At 34.1% G+C, this 18469-nt stretch carries 11 protein-coding genes; all 11 read right to left on the reverse strand.

All coding sequences use genetic code 11. The features are described from left to right. Positions 1-897: beta-galactosidase (locus tag ACH2BV_RS11815; protein WP_395050936.1), on the reverse strand; the 897-nt coding region annotated here is incomplete at its 3' end. A gap of 88 nt (positions 898-985) precedes the next feature. Further along, on the reverse strand, positions 986-2995 hold the full coding sequence (locus ACH2BV_RS11820) for a hypothetical protein (RefSeq protein WP_395050937.1): 2010 nt from the start codon (positions 2993-2995) through the stop codon (positions 986-988). Beyond that, the gene (locus ACH2BV_RS11825; RefSeq protein WP_395050938.1) at positions 2992-4446 is read right to left on the reverse strand and encodes a glucoamylase family protein; all 1455 of its coding nucleotides are present in this window, start codon (positions 4444-4446) and stop codon (positions 2992-2994) included. The genes ACH2BV_RS11820 and ACH2BV_RS11825 overlap by 4 nt, the downstream gene beginning before the upstream one ends. A gap of 113 nt (positions 4447-4559) precedes the next feature. Further along, on the reverse strand, positions 4560-6239 hold the full coding sequence (locus ACH2BV_RS11830; RefSeq protein ID WP_395050939.1) for a T9SS type A sorting domain-containing protein: 1680 nt from the start codon (positions 6237-6239) through the stop codon (positions 4560-4562). Between the two features lie 135 nt (positions 6240-6374). Then, complete coding sequence (locus tag ACH2BV_RS11835) at positions 6375-7637, reverse strand: amylo-alpha-1,6-glucosidase (protein ID WP_395050940.1); 1263 nt, start codon at positions 7635-7637, stop codon at positions 6375-6377. 166 nt (positions 7638-7803) lie between these two features. Continuing rightward, positions 7804-9051 carry a hypothetical protein gene (locus ACH2BV_RS11840; RefSeq protein ID WP_395050941.1) on the reverse strand — a complete coding sequence of 416 codons (1248 nt, stop codon included), beginning with the start codon at positions 9049-9051 and terminating at the stop codon, positions 7804-7806. A 5-nt stretch (positions 9052-9056) separates the two neighbouring features. Further along, on the reverse strand, positions 9057-11519 hold the full coding sequence (locus ACH2BV_RS11845) for a glycoside hydrolase family 2 TIM barrel-domain containing protein (protein ID WP_395050942.1): 2463 nt from the start codon (positions 11517-11519) through the stop codon (positions 9057-9059). 147 nt (positions 11520-11666) lie between these two features. Next, on the reverse strand, positions 11667-13565 hold the full coding sequence (locus ACH2BV_RS11850) for a hypothetical protein (RefSeq protein WP_395050943.1): 1899 nt from the start codon (positions 13563-13565) through the stop codon (positions 11667-11669). 161 nt (positions 13566-13726) lie between these two features. Continuing rightward, on the reverse strand, positions 13727-15136 hold the full coding sequence (locus ACH2BV_RS11855) for a carbohydrate binding domain-containing protein (RefSeq protein ID WP_395050944.1): 1410 nt from the start codon (positions 15134-15136) through the stop codon (positions 13727-13729). A 232-nt stretch (positions 15137-15368) separates the two neighbouring features. Further along, the gene (locus ACH2BV_RS11860; RefSeq protein WP_395050945.1) at positions 15369-16967 is read right to left on the reverse strand and encodes a RagB/SusD family nutrient uptake outer membrane protein; all 1599 of its coding nucleotides are present in this window, start codon (positions 16965-16967) and stop codon (positions 15369-15371) included. A gap of 20 nt (positions 16968-16987) precedes the next feature. Continuing rightward, a partial coding sequence (locus ACH2BV_RS11865; RefSeq protein WP_395050946.1) for a SusC/RagA family TonB-linked outer membrane protein occupies positions 16988-18469 on the reverse strand: 1482 nt, incomplete at its 5' end.

The following is an 18469-nucleotide window of genomic DNA, read 5'->3' on the forward strand; positions in this document are numbered from 1 at the left end:
TTGAACAATCCAAGCATTCACCATCATAGGTAAATTATATTGGTCTCTACCGGACTTTGCAACAAAATTGATATAAGTTGCATATTGCCAAGTAGTAAAAAACGCTTTCGATTCTGGCGTATCGCCAAAAATTGCTGCCCAAGTTCCTTCCGTCTTAAAATTGGTTTTTGCCCAAGCCGATTTTACGTAGTCATCCAAATTTGGTTTGTTTTTGATCAAATAACTTATTAGTTCTTTTGGAACTTGTTTTTGGTAAAGGTCTAAAGCTACTTGATTATAATCGATGTCTTGAAACATTCCTACCTCGTTTTCAGGTTGCATCAAGATGACAGTTTGGTCTTTGTCATAGGCTTTGATGTGTTTCATCATAGCGGCAAATGCTTTGGCATCGGCAATTTTGGTAGCCTCACAAAAAGGAGAAAGCGTTTCTATGGCTCTTCCGTCTTTGGTTTTTACTCTAAAAAAACGTTTGGTGTCTTTTTTTACCCAAAGAGGGGCATAACTGGATTCTCCATTTTTCCAACTGGCAAACCACAACAAGCAAACCTTTAGACTGTTGTTTTTGGCATTGTCAATAATCGCATCTACCAAACTAAAATCATAAACCCCTTCTTTGGGTTCAATTTGCTCCCAGGCTGTGGTTACAAAAACCGCATTGAGGTTCATTGATTTTAATGTAGGGAATATAGGCTCCATAAATTCAATGGTAGAAGCGGAAGAGTTATGTATTTCTCCAGCTATCATTAAAAAAGGTTTGTCCTCTACTATGAGTTGTGTCGTAGATCCTTTTTGGGCAAGGTGGGGTATGCTCGTTTGTGCAAACAATGACATCCCAAAAATTGCCATTGTAAAAACGATAGCTGTTGTTATGCTTCTTTTATTGTTTTGTGTTTTCATAAAGTTTTAATATTATATTTTATCTTTTAAAAATTAGTAACCCTTAAAAAGCTCAAATTACTTCTTGCATAGTTTTATATTAAATTTTTTAGTTTTCAACCTCAATTTTAAGATTGTCAAAATAAGCCGTATTCCAGCCGGTGCCTAGAAATACTATTCCATTTTTATTGGACACTGAATTAACTATAACAATATTTTTACCATCCAAACAAACCTCTATTTTATTTCCTTTAAAAGTCATTTTTATTAAGTGCCATTTGCCTGTGAGAAATATACAAGACCCTGAACTGAGCAGGTTTTTATCATCATATAATTTCCATTGTCCTTCATGGTTAAAATGTATGCTATAACCTTGACTAGATTCATAAAAGTCATTCCTTCTTCCTCCTACTTTTACGGTTCCAGTATCTGGAATCATTGCTTCAACTGAAACCGAATAATCAGTCCATTCAAGATCTCCAATAATCGTTTCAGGAAAATCATATTCTCTCCACTGTATTCCTTGAACAGGTACTAGTTGTTTTAGACAATTTCCTGTTTCACTTGGATTCTTAACCACCTCGAAAGTTCCATGTTGATCGCTAAAAAATTTGGCTGAATCTCCAACTTTGTTATCATCAAAATTGGTTTTATAAGGGAAAGGGAAATCTTTAAACTTTGGAATGGCATTATTTGAAAGACCTTTACTTTGTCCTGTTGTGGTTGTTAAAGAATATATTGAATTAGGAAGAATAGCTATTTCGCATTCACCGTTTATAATTTCAACATCGTCTAATTGGTTAAATTCTTCGCTATTAAATACAGATCGCCAAACTTTTAATTTCTTTTTCGATAAATCATCCGAAACTTTAATCCTTACTTTTTTAGTCTCTTTGGCATCCATTGTTTCTATAATAATAGTATAATCATCCGTTTTTTCTGCTTTCAAAGCAACAGCAGAAAATCCTTCAATGAATAACTCTCTAGACCTGCTCCATCCATTACATGCGCTATCAATATAGTGCCATCCAAGTTTTGCGAATTGGTTTGTATGTGCAATAATCCAAATAGGAGGTTGCACCTCGTAATATCCACTCCAAGGCGTATTAGCCTTCATAGGTCCCGAATTTGAACAAACTAAAAAATCATGATATGAAGTAATCAAACTCCATGAAATAATTTTAGTTATTTTACCATAAACATAAGCTCGGTTGAATCTGGCGTGTTCAGCTGCTGCATACCAATCGCCTCCACCTGCATGTGCTTCACCATCCCAAAGTGGAACATTTAGTTGGTTTGCACTTGGTGGCGTATAAAAACTTATCATAGCTGTAGTATGTGCATTAATAACATCAACTGACTTTCTTAATGCTTTATCATTCATCATATCTTCAGCTATTTTCCATTTTATTGGTGGTTCCCACAAGTCACCTGCATCAATTTTCACTTTTTCCAAGTCATTTTTATCAAGAATTTCACGAAGTAATTTTATGTATTCATTATCTAGGGAGCGTTCATTCAAAATACCGATAAAATCAATATCGAGATTATGAAATTTTTTCATTCCTTTAATCCATGATGAAATAAATTCTGCATTATCTTTCGAAAAAAAAGTACCATTGCCAATCCACCACGGAGCACCCCATTGAAGACCTTCAAGTATAATATCGGGATTTCTTTTTTTAGCCTCTTTCATCAACCACCACTCATAGCCTCTAAAAAAATATTCAGGTCTCGGATTTTCGAATTCATCACGTGTTATCGCATGGCTAGGTTCTGAACCATCTGTAGAGTTTACATCACCACCAATTTCAACTTTCAAATGTTGCAAGTTAGCGCCAAAATTGGGTTTAAAAAGATAATCTAGAATGTCGCTTCTTTGAGGTTCTGGGTAATCGTAAAGTAATCGCGAGGATGCTCCAGCACTTAACGCACCAACACCCTCAAATTCTCGACCAATAGTTTTAGAGTCGAGAACAATCTCATAAACTGACGATTCTTTATAACTGTCCTTTTTTTCTAATGCAGGATCACCTACTTGTGCCTGAACATTGAAGTTTGCAACATAGAAAATATACAGTAAAAAAGTTAAGGCTATCTTTAATAGTTTTGAGTTCATAGAATTGTTGGTTTAAGTCCAGCTTTATTAATCAAAATTTCATACTCAGGAGCCTTTTTAGAAAGATTCCATAACAGGCCAGAACGATAATTTTCAATTGACAAGACACTAATTGGTTCAAAAAAAGAGTCTGGTTTAGTTGCTAATTTTCCACTATTTGTGTTAACACTCATAACAAACCCGGCTGCACCATAAATACCTTTGTCTTTAAATTCGTTATACAAGGTGCGTAAACATTTTATTGATTCTTTCGGGGCAAAGGGAATTGCACTCATCACAGCTGAAATTGATATTGTACCTTCATCTGTATCACCTTCAGCAGGCAAACCCGTTACCATCCATTTTTTTGAGATGGGAGAGTAAGTATCATAAAACCCCCAAACATCGCCATATAATTTGTTTTTTCCCGGATTGATTTCGGCATACTTTATTTGCGCTTTTATTGCATTTTGTGTACCTTCAAAATAATCCATATTATTTATGTTGCATATAGAATCTCTATACCCCTTTAAATCAAACCAAATATGAGATTGAACTAAATAACCCAATTTGGCTGTAGGATAATTGTCTAATTTTAGTATTTCCGGATTATTGACTGTGATTCCTGTAAATTGCTCTGAATTTTTATAATCGTATTGTTTTGTAGAAAAATAGCGGTATCCATATTGTTCATCAACAAATATCTTTGAAACATAGTTATTATAAGCTTCTGTACCATAATTCCAGTTTTTAGAACCCAATACCAGTAATTGCAAGAAAAAGGTTTCATCCATTTCACCTACTAAATCTTTTCCGTCAAATTGTTTGCCTTCTTCCCCGTTTTTAAACCATGTAAAACATTTTCTATCTGTATTATAAGCAAAATTCCAATTTATTCTATTGCAAATTGAATTACAAAGTTTTCTAATGTCATTTTCAACAGGATTATCTTTATCAAAAAATTGTCTTATCGTAAATTGTATGGAGGTTGCGAAAAATGCCGTGCCAACCACATCATAAGGTTGCCCAAAATTACCATACCTTAACCCTTTGATTTTTTCACCTGTAATTCTATTAAAAGAGCGCGGAAAAATACCTTGTACTGTTTTAGCATTTTGGTATTCTTTAAGGTATTGTAACACCTCTTTTGCACCGCGTTGTCTGGATGTCCACTCGTTTTTTATAGCTATACAAAAAAGATTAATTCTGTAGCCATCATTTTCTACAACAGCAATTGAATCCTTATCAATTAGGCAATTTTTGGTATAATCATATTGGATACGTTCTAAAAATTGGTCATCCGTTAATTCATCTAATCGATGTGTGTCTAAACTTAAATAGTCTTTTTTAGTTAGAAAATGTGTGTCAAATAGTTTATCATCCTTTTTTATTTGCGGCTTTACAGTACAACTTATATACAAAGTTAGCAATATAGATAGTGCTAGAAAAAATTTGATATTGACAGGGTACATAAAAATTATAAATTTAAAATATGTTCTGAATTTTTTGAAAAATAAAGCCCGACTCTTTTATCGGGCCTTATGATCAACTAATAAAAAATACCTATTTAAAAAACTACCATTAATTAAAAAATAATTTTTTGGGAACTAACTCCAGAATCGGATTGAACTCTTAGAATATAAATTCCTTTAGTATTCAAAACTTTATCAACTTTTACACCGTTTATTTTTTCTTCAAGAATTAATCTACCGGATAAATCAAATACCGATAATTGTGTATTGGTTTGCTCTTTGGTAAATTGAATTTTTCCGTCTTTTGATACAAAGACTTGGTTATTAACTTTGGCTAATGAATTTGAATTTGTGCCTAAAGTTGAAGTTGAACCAAAATAAATATTATCAATATACACAGCCGATGCACTATTTCCTGCGGGCATCATAATAACTTGATCTATTTCACTACCTACATGACTAGTTAAATCAATGCTATACTCAACCCAACCCGTAAGGGATCCTGAAACATAGGTTACATCAGTTCCCCCTACCCAACTACCAGAGCCTGTATAACTAAATTGAACCTGACCAGGTCCTGCACCATTAGGGTTGTAAACAGAAAAATAAAGCTTATTGCCACTTGCGGGTTTATAAGTTGGAAAATACTGTATTTGACTCCAATTACCATCAGTACTAGAAACAGCACAATTTGCACTAGAATTCACAGTATCTGACTTTGGATTTGCGACTTGTGAACCGTTTGTAGGCCAAAAGTAGATACCCCAATTGGTTGTTTCATTATATACAATAGGGTTTTGAGGAACAGGTATGATAGACGTTTGCCCAAAATAAATATTATCAATATAAACAACCGATGCACTATTACCAGCAGGCATCATAATAATATTATCTATTTCATTGCCTACATGACTAGTTAAATTAACGCTGTACTCTACCCAACCCGTAAGGGATCCAGAAACATAGGTTACATCAGTTCCCCCTACCCAACTACCAGAGCCCGTATAACTAAATTGAACCTGACCAGGTCCTGCACCATTAGGGTTGTAAACAGAAAAATAAAGCTTATCTCCACTTACTGGAGTGTATGTTGGAAAATATTGTATTTGACTCCAATTACCATCAGTACTAGGAACAGCACAATTTGCACTTGAATTCACGGCATCTGAAATGGGATTTGCGACTTGTGAACCGTTCGTAGGCCAAAAGTAGATTCCCGAATTGGTTGTTTCATTATATACAATAGTGTTTTGAGTAGGTAGCACAGAAGTCTGCCCAAAATAAATATTATCAATATAAACAGCCGATGCACTATTTCCTGCAGGCATCATAATAACTTGATCTATTTCGTTGCCTACATGATTTGTTAGAGCAATGCTGTACTCTACCCATCCAGTTACTGAACCAGAAACATAGGTTACATCGCCTCCAAACTGCCAACTAGCTTGATTGCTTGTATATCTAAATTGAATCTGACCAGGTCCTGCACCATTAGGGTTGTAAACAGAAAAATAAAGCTTATCGCCGCTTACTGGTGTATATTTTGGATTTGGAAAAAATTGTATTTGACTCCAATTACCATTAGTACTAGAAACAGCACAATTTGCACTAGAATTCACAACATCTGAAACGGGATTTGTGACTTGTGAACCGTTCGTAGGCCAAAAGTAGATACCCGAAGATACTGTTTCATTATAAACATAAGTTTGCGCTTTGGCATTAAAACCAAATAGGATCATCACTGCAATTACTGCAGTTGTCAAGGAATTTTTAAATGTAATTTTTGTTTTCATAATTAATTAATTTAAGATTAGTATTAAAGATTAGTATTAAAGATTAGTGTTAAAGCAAGGCTGTCAATTTTATGTTTATTCCCTACTTGTTTTGTTATTACAGAACTTCTTTAAATGAAAGTCTATCTATATAATTTATTTTGATTTTTTTAAGCCTTCATTTAAAGAAATTCCGTCTATTAAATGACTTAATTTTAAAATTTTAAAATCCTTACTTATTAAAGTGGGATTATAATCTAACTCCACTTCTAATGGCATAAAATAGGCTAAAGTTGACCACCCATAAAAAGGTTTTAAGCCATTGCCTTCTCCTGTTTCAGCATTGAAAAATTCACGTGTCGTTTCATTTTTATTCAAAACCATGTCAAATGATTTATAAGCAATTTCCCTTGCTAAATCATTATAGCCGTAAGAATTAAGGCCATGTATCATCATATGGTTTGTGGGTATCCAGCTAGTACCTCTCCAATTACATTCTCCAGTTTTAGAGCCTTGATAATAATCAACTTCATCAATAGCATAAGTAGGCACAGGATATTTTGTCCAAAATTCTTTGGGATTTGTTAGATGTTGTTTTACCAAAATACTTACTTGTTTTTCGCTAGCCACTTTACTCCACAATGGGGCAAATCCTGATATTGACTTTACTTTAGTTGTTTTGCCTGTTTCTTCATTTCGATCATAATAAAAACCTGTGGCTTCATCCCACAAAATTTCATTAATCTTACTCGTCAACGCTTTAGCCTGTTTGGAGAAATTTTCAGCATCATCTGGCTTTTGCAATTGTGCTGCAATAACCGCCATAGCCTCCAATTCTCGTACCAAATAACAATTTAAGTCCACGCCTTCACTGCGACCTACACATCGGGTAAACTGATTGTCCATGCCACTGTGGTAGGCCCCGTTTTCTCCAGTACCAAATTCTCCCCAATACATCAATCCATTTCCGTCGGTATCATATTCCATCCAACGGTGTAAATATTTTTTGAGTTTTGGATACTGATTTTCTGCCCAACTGAAATCTTCTTTTTGCAAAGAGCCTAGTAAAACTATTTGAGCTATAAATGGCTTGAACATCTCTTTTGCGCCATAATTTTTGGTTCCAAAACTTCTAGGAATAAACCCATTTTCATGTTGAAGGCTTAGAAAAACATTCAAATTGGAAAAACAATAATCCGAAATACCATAATAGGACAGATAGATGTTTTCATAATATAAATCCCAGTCGTAATACTCTCCATAGCTATAACCTGTTAGGAGTTTTTCTTTTCTTATAGAGTCAAATAAAATTCCTTTTTCACTAACATCAGTATTAACAAGTTTTAATCTTTCCTGTAATTTAATAAATGTGTTTTCTGATATCTCGGCTTTAAAACGATTTACTGATTTAATTTTCATTTCACTACAAGAAAATAGTGTCACAACTATAAATATTGCTAAGATTAAATTTTTGAATTTCATGTTTATCTCATTTTTTTTATAAAGTACTTGTTGTTTACTATTAATAATTCCCTCATTTGATATTACTTTTTAGCATGCATATTTCAAAGTTTTATTATACCTTTTATTTTGTTATAAATTGAATTTCATGGAGAGACATCGTATATAAGCTACCTTCTGGATTACCAGTAAAGGAACCAGGATCTGTACTATCCTTAAAATTGGTATTTATAAAATTTGCTGAATAGCAAAGCCATGCTTTTTTCCCATCTTCACTTAAAAATTTTGAAGGGATATTGACAAAATAAGCTTGAGGACCAAAGTCCTTTAAGTAAGTTACCATATTCCAAGGTCCATAGACGTTGTCAGATTCCAAAATATAAGTGTCCATTGATTTTGTAGTAGGCCAACCGTCGGTAATGCACATTAAATATTTTTTTAGTCCTGGGTTGTATGTTATTGTCACGCTCCCAGCATGGTTGTTCCATTCAAAAATTGGTTTAATTTGACCAAAATCCTTTGACCATATAGCAACACTATCTTTATCATAACCTGCAAAATATTCATACTTACTTTTATCATTTATGCTAGCAGGATTCGGCGTAACACGAGTGATAAATATTTGATCTCCACTAATCCAACTTAAATTTCCTGGGCGAGGTTTTTGATCATCAACAGAGGCACCGTGTCCCACTAAGTATGCTTTTCCATCAGGCGAGTGTTCCATATTTTTACCAAAGTCAACAAAATGAGGTGCTCCCATTTTTATGGGCTTAGCACTCAAATCAGTATGTTCATCAAAAAGGTTATTTATCGGGTCTTTTTCTTCTACCCAAGTTTTTCCATAATCATAAGAAATTCTGAATCCTACAAAGGGTCCCAATATTGGCCAGTTCATACCAAGCGATTTGTCATCTAGTAAACTGTAGGTGCCATAGTACCAAACATCATTATAAATAAGTGAACCGCATGGATATCTTCCCATATAAGGAGTAGCAGATGCCATGTAAACTCCTTGAGAAGTTACTTTCAAGTCCAATGGATTATTACCCGTTATTTTTGCCTGACCAGTTGTTGCTTTTATACCTGCCCATGAACCTGCACCTATGCCCTCAACCATTCCATCAGTATATGGCGAGTATAGGTTACCATCACTTGCCCAGGTAGGATACCAAGTATCGGCATCTGTATAATTGGCATATCTTCCTGTGAACTGAATATTCTTTATTTCAGTGGACTGAAGAATTGTATTACTCAAAGCCCAAGAATTTTGATTGACATAAACAGGCCAGATAAATGGCTTTGTTTTGTCATTTTGGCAAAATGCAAAACTTATTTTAAGTAAAAGAATAAAAATCATAATTACTCTCATAGTCCTTATTGTTTAACTTTTATTTCTAATAATGCCTCTTTTAAACCTTCTGCCTTTGCCTTTATCAATAGTGTTCCTTTTTCTCTACCACTTTTTAGTACAGCTTGACAACTTCCATTATATACCTTTCGTTTTGAATCTTTCATGTTTTCATGGCTTAAGATATCTCCACTAGAAAGACCTTCTAATGTCCCTGCTCCAGAGACTTCAAATGTAATTTCATTAGTAGCATTATAGACTTTTCTTCCTTTTGCATCTACTACATCAACTTGCACATAAGCCAAGTCAAGCCCATTCCCTTCTAATACTCCTGTGGTTGTTTTTAATTGAATTGTAAAAGGTTTTCCTACCGTGGTTAATTCATCTTTTGAAACTACTTTTCCTTTATTGAAACCTTTTAATTCAGTAGTACCTTCTTGATAGTTTAGTTCCCATTCTGTAATATTGTTTTTAAAGTCAGCGGGTTTCTTACGTCCCTGCGATTTTCCATTCAGATACAATTCTACTTCTTCACAGTTAGAAAAAGCTGCCATTTTAAGTTGAGTACCATTTTCCCAATTCCAATTTTTGGTCATTGGATACCAACTCCAAGTTTTATTAAATCCATATTGTTCTGCGTATAACTTGGTAGCTGCTTCGCTTTTATCATAAACCCAAAGATGACTCATAGGTTGTTTGTCATAATAACTTTGGTACATAGAACCGAGATTGGTTAATTCTCCACCCAAATCGAAGAAAGCTAGACTCCAACCAATTCTAGGCCAAGTGGCTTCTCCTAAATAGGCATATCCTGTCCAATAGTAATGAGCAATCACATAATTTGTATCGATATAAGACCAAGATACATCCTTGAAATCCATACCTAACGAGGTATTCGCTTCAGAATTGATAAACATCATTTGAGGATATTTCTTGTGATCTTTAGCAAACATTTGCTCTGTGTAGTTGCAACTAACTACATCGGAATACCAAGCCATTTCAGCGGGTAGCACCTCGTTGAATTTGGCTTGGTGTTTTGGGTCGTATCCGTTCCAAGCCTTTTCCCTAGATGGAAACAAGCCTACTGTAACTTTTCTTAAAGGATCCCAACGATTTATTTCCTCTTTAATTTTTAAAAATGTAGAAACACCATAGTCTTCTGCATCTTTGGGTGTTTCAAATTTTTCATCTTCATTTTGTCCTTGTTGCGCTACTTCATTTCCAGCACTCCAGATATATACTGATGGATGGTTTCTATCTCTTTTAATCCAATTTTCCACATCTTTTTTATACTGACTGTCAAAAGACATTTGACCTCCATAAAATTGACTCGTCCATTTATCAAAGCCTTCATTAAACACTAAAATACCTTGCTCATCGCACACTTCCAAAAGTCGTGTTGCATGTGGATTGTGACTTAAACGCACCGAATTGGTACCCATAGATTTCAAATCGAGAATGTGTTTCTCAAATCCTGCTTTATAGGCTGCTGCCCCTAGGCTAATTAGGTCATGGTGAATGTTTCCGCCTACTGCAATTGTTTTTTCACCATTAATAAGCAATCCATTTTCTGGGGTCATTCGTATTTCGCGAATTCCGAAAGTTGTGCTGTATTCATCCACTAATTTATTTTGATCATAAATTTCAGATTTTAAAGTATATAAATAAGGATTATCAGAAGACCACAAATGCGGCTTGTTTACCTCTATTTCCTGATTGAACACAAAAGTTTCTTCACTTTGAACTGGCACAACAGATTCCCGTTGCTGAACTACCTGATTGTTTGCATCTACTATTTTACTAACCAATTTGCAAAGCTTAGTTTGTTTGTAGTTATTAGTTACTTCTGTTGCTAGATTGACTAGACTATATGCTTTACTCACTTTTGGAGTGGTAACATAAGTTCCATATAATGGGACATGTAAAGGGTCTAGTATTTTTAACCAAACATCTCTGTAAATACCAGCTCCTGTGTACCATCTTGAAGTTCCTTTGGTTGTGTTGTCATATTTTACAACAATTAAATTGTCTTGATCAAAGAGAATGTAATCTGTTAATTCATGCTCAAAACCAAGATATCCATTGAGATGGTTTCCTAAATAGTGTCCATTAATCCAAATTTTAGAATTTCTATAAACCCCTTCGAACTCTACAAATATCAATTTACCTTGGTTTTCTGAAGATATGGTAAAATGCTTGCGATAACTGCCCTTTAAATATGGAAAATATCCATTTGCTCCATCTGAGTTTTCTTGACTAACCTTTTCAAATATTGCAGCATCATGGGGTAAATCTACCATTTCCCAATCTGTGTCAATCAATCCTACTCTGTGTGTATCGGCAGTATTATCTTTTAAATATTTCCATCCAAAATTGAAGTTTTGAATGCTTCTAGTTTCTGATTGAAATTGATCTGTATTTTGGGCTACAATCGAATCTATTCCAGTAAATAGGACTATAATAGTTAGGATTATTATTCTAATTTTCATCTATGATATATTTTTTAAGAGTTTGGCTTTTAACTTATTAGAGGCAAATCAATTACCCTTTTTTTAACAGCGAATTTTATAGGTTAAATACGGCAAATCAATTAATAACACCTTGTATTTCATCCCATTCTTAAATTAATTTATAGTTTAAAATTTGAAAGATTGCTTTAATTCTCCTAAAGCAATTTTTACATTTGGATCATTACTATAATATGTGCCTATAGTATTTTTAAAATATTGATCTATGCCAATCATTAATGGTCCTGCCTCTAAATCTGAAATTCCCCAATTAGGAATCATATTTGGCGAACCATTTCCTAAAGAACTCAATCTTACACTTCCAGGAAATCCAACTAACGGGTGGTAATATCCTAACATGATGTATTCTTTGAGTCCTTTAAGTGCTTGATTAGGAACAAAAGCCAAAGCTGAAGCTGCTCCATAGGGTGCAGGAGCAATTGTTTTGTTATCATTAGATCGGTTTGGGGAATGACCTTGATCTCCAAAATAACGATGCTCTATAAATCCATCTTTATCAATATTTACTGGTATTCCTGTAGCAGTAAGTCCCATTATAGGACGCCCAAAAACGCTTTGGCAAGTAATAGCATCATTTCCATAAGCAATCGTGCTATTAGTTTTATAGGGCTCTACGGGTCCTGTCCACATTTGCATCCAATTGAATTCAAACCCTGTAGACCACCATCCTGGATAATAGCCGTATAATTTTTGCCTTACAATAGGTATAAATATGCTTTTGTCCTTTTGATTGGAATTTCGAGCTTCTAAAAAAGTAAGGTCGGCTTCTTCTGTAAAAGAAGGGCCCCATCTCCATGGATTTATCTGGCCTGTTGTATGATCAATCCCCATAGCAATATGACCATTTTTATCAAAGACATCCTTCCAAATTGGACGATTTAACAATTCAGTCACTATAGATTGAATTTCATAATCATCTTTATAATATTGACCCACGACTCGAAGTCCTGCTGCACAAATAGCCCAGTCGACTGTACTTACTCCATCATAATTAGTGGACTCATCTATATTCATCCAATGATCTGGAAAACCTTTCCTCCCATGTTGTCCATTATACCAGTTTTGATTTTGAAAATATTTGAGCAAGGATAAAATCCTTCTTTTAGATTCCTGTGCAGTCATCATCTTTTCTTCTACTGCCAATATATACGCTGCCATACCAAACGCCATACCACTCGAAGAAACTGTATTGTACCAGTGATTAGAACCCCAAATAGCCCCTCTGCCGTCACCAAAGTCATGGTAATTCCAAATAAAAAATCGAATAGCAGAATGTTGAAGCCATTTTAAGAAAGCAGTATCATCGGTAGGGGGGGTAAAAACAACATCGCTTCCGTTTAAAAAATAAACATCATCAAGTATAATTGCAGTTTCTAAAGAATTATCATAAGCATCGTCTTGATTTTCAAAACTTACTTTAAACGATAAGTATTTAAATGATGAAGAATCAAACTCTAAAGAATATTCACGCTGTTCTTTTTCTGACACGGAGATGGTTATTGTTTTGATGACAGCTTCTCCAATGCCACAAGCAGTTACAGTTAATTTAAGTGGCTGTGAAACAGCTGCTGCTTTAAATTTTACACCCTTAATTTGTTGTACTAATTCTAAAGGTAATAATTTGTTATCCCTCACATTAGCAAAACCTGCCATCAAAATTTGCCCAAAATCAGCACGATCATTTAAATTGGTAAAATCGACTCTTAGTGCGGTATTAAAACCATTTCTTACTATTTTCTGTGTTATTCCAGTCCCTTTAGCATTATGAAGAAGATATTCTGTTCCCATTTCAGTTCTACCCTTTAATGCCATACTAGCAGTGTAAAGAGCAATACCACTCTCATGATTCTCCTTGTCCATATATGGCAACGTATAATTGGGTTTAATTATTCCATTATCTGATCTTTCCTTAAAACCATTTTCGGAACAAGAAATAAAAAGAGGTATTAAAAAATATAAGGAAACAAAATAACTCATAATTGCAAACAATTTATCAACTTTAGTCATAATACAAAGTTTATCTATTCAACTATTTTAAATATGATGTTATGATGTGTAAATTTAAAATTGATAAAAAAAACAAGGTTCGACAAGTTTTCGAACCTTGTTTTTAATTACTACTAACTAACTCAAAAATAAATACATACCTATTATATATTAGTCACAATCTATTTTTCTTTCAAAGAAAATTCATCTAACCAAATATCACCCAAAGCGCTTGGAACCATTTTAATTTTAATATACACATTATTTGCCATAGCATAATCTTGACTACTAGGGTCTATATCAAATGTATATTTTGTCCATGTTACGCTTATATTAGTATCTTGCCACAAATAACCCTTCCAAGCTTGGTTTTCTGTCGCCCAAGTATGGTTAGCAATATTAACAGAGTTCTCTAAAGCAGCTGTAATAGTTGTGGCTGCACTTGATTTTGCCCAAAAACTAAATTCATACTTCTTAGTTTTATCCATTTTAGCATTGATTCCGGTATAATCTTCATTGGTAAAAATTTGTATTTCTTTTCCAGACACTGTAAATGACATTTTTCCAGAGGATGATGTTCCGTTAGCTCCTTGTGTGGCATCTACTGATAAAGTCGCCGGATATGTAGCTTCAGGCGACCATGACTTCCAGGAAGTGAGAGCAGCTGTTGCGTTTTGAAAAGAAAATATATCTCTATTTGCATACCCCTCTCCATTTACAGGAAACACCTCTTTCAAAGAAAATTCATCAAACCAAATATTAACCAATGAACTTGGAGCCATTTTAATTTTAACATAAACATTCTGAGCAATATTGTAAGATTGACTACTAGGATCTATATTAAATGTATATTTTGTCCATGTAGTTCCAATTTCTTTATCTTGCCATAAGTAATTCTTGAAAGCTTGGTTTTCTGTTGCCCAAGTATGTTTAGTAATATCAACAGAATTCTCTAAGGCAGCTGTAATAGTTGTGGCAGCACTTGCTTTTGCCCAAAAACTAAATTCATACTTCTTAGTTTTATCCATTGTTTCATTGATTCCGGTAAAATCTTCATTGGTGAAAATTTGTATTTCTTTTCCTGCTGCGGTAAAGGATACTTTTGCAGATGAAGATGTTCCGTTAGCTCCTTGGGATGCATCTATTGTCATAGTAGCTGGTGGTGTAGCTTCGGGTGTCCATGACTTCCAAGAGGCTAAAGCAGCTGTGGCATTCTCAAAAGAAAATATATTTTTGTTTGCAAAGCCTTTCTCAGGGGGAGAAACTATTATTTTGAATTCTTTTGAATTCGTTATACCACCCTCAAAACTGATTTCCAATATACATGTAAAAGTTCCTTCCTTATTAAATATTACGCTAACTTCTGCATCTGTTGAACTTGAGGGTGTTCCTCCAGGAAATGTCCACGTTCTAGATAAAACATCTTTAGAAGTATCTTTAAAGATTACAGGGATTCCAATTGCAACTCTTTCTGAACTTACTGTAGCTCTAACAGTTGTTGGCGGTGGCGGAAGTATATCCTCCTTGGTACATGCGATTAAAAAAATAATCGACATTACTATAAGTATATATTTTTTAATTATTGTTTTCATATGTAGATATTTATTGTTTTTAATTGATCATATGTAATTCGCATATCTTTATGGTGTTTATCTCATCGGTTATTATTTTATTTTGGTATTCGATGATTTTCAATTGCGACCAATTTTTGGCCATGCTCATTTCATAAATATTCTTTTTAAAATTTAATTAAGTTTATATTTTTTCATTTAACAATCTTCTAAATAGTATGCAAATAAAATTTTAACGATTTCATTTGATAATTTACCAGTTAGGATTTTGTTCTAGACCTATTTGATCGATTTCCGTTCGAGGAATAGGCCATAAATAATCTCTTGCAGGATCAAATTTATTTATTTGCCAATTAGTTCTGTAAGTGATTGGGTTCATAGTAGCTGGATTAGCTTCAGGAGCACCATACAATGTTTTTCCTAATACCGTTTCGCCGATTTTCCATCTTCTTATATCAAACAATCTAAAACCCTCGAGTACTAACTCTACGCGTCTTTCATTTCTAATTATTGCTCTTAACTGTGATGGACTTTTTCCAGGAGTAATAGCTGGCATATTAACGGATGGTCTTTGTCTTATTTTATTAAGAGCATCATAAACTGACTGATCAATATCTCCAGCTTCCAGTTTTGCTTCAGCATAAATTAACAAAACTTCGGCATATCGAATAAGAATCAAATCGATATCACCTTGCCATACTTTTTTAGCTGTTACATCATCGGGTTGTTGGTACTTCCAAAACATATATCCTGATTTTGGTTTGTTCCATTCTTTAGCCCCAGCACCATCCCAATCGTTGTACACCTTTGCTGAACCAAAATTAAACCCAGGTATTGATGTCCAAACTCCATCTAAATACTCTCTACCTGGATAAACAATGGATTGATGTAAACGGGGGTCGCGGTTAGTCCAAGGGAATTTCTCATTATATAAGGGCGAAGTTTTAATATCTAAACCATCTTTGCACTCATAAGAATCTATTAAGCTTTTAGTGGGTAAAAAGTTACTCCATCCATCAAATGCAATAGAAGAACCAATTTGAATGGTCATATTATGTCTAGCATTGGTAACATCTGCGTATTGTCTTGAAAAGATCACTTCTGAACTTTGTTCCCCCTTGTATTGAAACAATTCTTCATAGGAAGGATGCAATGAATACACGCCCAAATCCATAACTTCTTTCGCCGCTGCTGCGGCAACTTTCCAATCTTCATTGTAAAGGGCAATTCTTGCCTTTAAAGCAAGTGCTGCTCCTTTGGTTACCCTTCCCCATTGAGAACTTTTTAAAGGAAGTCCTGCGGCCGCTGAACTTAAATCATTCAATAAAAAATTTCTTATTTCAGATTTATTAGTTCTTATTGCAATTCTGGCCTCATCAGGCGATGTAGGTTTTGTCAAAAAAGGAACGTCACCAAACAGACCAACTAATTGATCGTACATTAGCGCTCTATGAAATTTAGCTTCACCTATATACTGTTGTCGTTTTGCTTCAGAAATATTTTCAGTTTTTTGGGCACCTTCTATAATTCTATTTGCCGTTTGAATGAATTGATAATTATTTCTCCAAAAATCTAAAGAGAAATTATCGTACGAACTTGCTGCTCCCGTTGCAAAGTCATAAGGGGCATCCCAAGTATGATTATTGGTGGAATTGTCCGTGATATTCTCCAAATACATATTTCTAAAGGAAGACGAATTATACAATGCATTTGTTGCAAAATACAAGTCCTGTTCTGTAGAAAAAAATGTATCTGTCGAAACTGCCCCTTCGTTTACTTTATTTAAAAAATCGTCGTTGCAACTATACATTAACGCTAACCCAATTAGAATAAAAAAATGTTTATTTTTCATAAAAATGCTTTTTAAGTTAATTAAAATTTAAGATTTAATCCTACTGAATAAGTAGATAATGTAGGATAATCTCCTGCTGACCACAATTCAGGATCTAGTCCTGACTGTAAATTTGAAAAGGTTAAAATATTAGTTCCCGCCACATATAGCCTAATGGATGACATTCCTATTTTACTAGATATCGATTCATTAAAATTATACCCCAATTGAAGGTTTTTTAACCTTATATATTTACCATCTTTTAGCCAAAAATCATTAGCGAATGTGTTATTGTAATTATTATCAGCAGTTACTCGAGGCATGGATGCGTTAGGGTCTGGATTACTTGGAGACCATCTATCTAAAAACCTAGTTGGAGCGGCATTTTGAAATTGCGGTCCTTCGTCTGTAAAATACATATCAGCTTTGAGGGCGCCTTGAAAAAAGGCAGTTAAATCAAAGCCTTTGTATTTAAATTCAGTATTAAAACCAAAGGTAAGTCTTGGAATATTAGATCCCATAACATACCTGTCAGCGTCATCAATTTTGCCATTTCCGTCACGGTCAACAAATTTGATATCACCAGGTTTGATATTTGCTGAATTGGGCTGTTTTGGCGAATTGTCAATATCTGCCTGATCTACGAATAATCCATTTGATTGCCAACCGTAATAAGCCCAAATTGGATACCCTTCTTTCAATATTGAATTACCACCAATAATAGGACTTAAACCTGCTAAATCAACCACTTCATTTTTCACATCGGATATAATAAAATTAAATTTATAACCCAAATCATGGGCATAGTTTTCATATGAAAGGGTTAGTTCCCATCCTTGATTTCTAACTTTTCCCGCATTTATTTCAGAAGGATTTAATCCAACTATTAACGGAATTGGTAAATTAAGTAAGATATCGTCTGTATCCCTTCTATACCAATCGTAAACAATACTTGCATTACCTCCTAAAAGTGAAAACCCGATATCTGTACCTATGTTAAGTGTTGTTGATTTTTCCCATGTTATATCTTCATTTGCATAATATGAAGTATTATAACCTGAGGCCAATACACCTCCAAAGGTATAATCATAACCGGAAAACACGTTGGCCGTATATCTAAATAAACCTATATTTTGATTCCCCAATGTTCCATAAGAACCTCTGATTTTAAAATTACTTAACTTTTCAAACGACTTCATAAAGCCCTCTTTAGATACCATCCATCCAAGGGAAATCGAAGGGAACAAGCCCCATTTATTTCCAATTGCAAATCTGGAAGAGCCATCATTTCTCAAAGTAGACTCCAAAAAATATTTTTCATCAAAATTATATGACACTCTACCAAAAAAAGATCTTAACGACCAATCTGCAACACCTCCGTTGTTTGTTGATGTTAAAGGATCTCCCAACGATAATATTTGATTTTGATTACTATAAAGTGATTGTCGGTAAGCCTCTATTCCGCTCCACTTATTTTCAATTTGCTCAAATCCTCCAAGGATTTCTATGTTGTGCTTTTTTAC

The sequence above is a fragment of the Flavobacterium sp. genome, from assembly GCF_043780635.1.
Lineage (GTDB): Bacteria > Bacteroidota > Bacteroidia > Flavobacteriales > Flavobacteriaceae > Flavobacterium.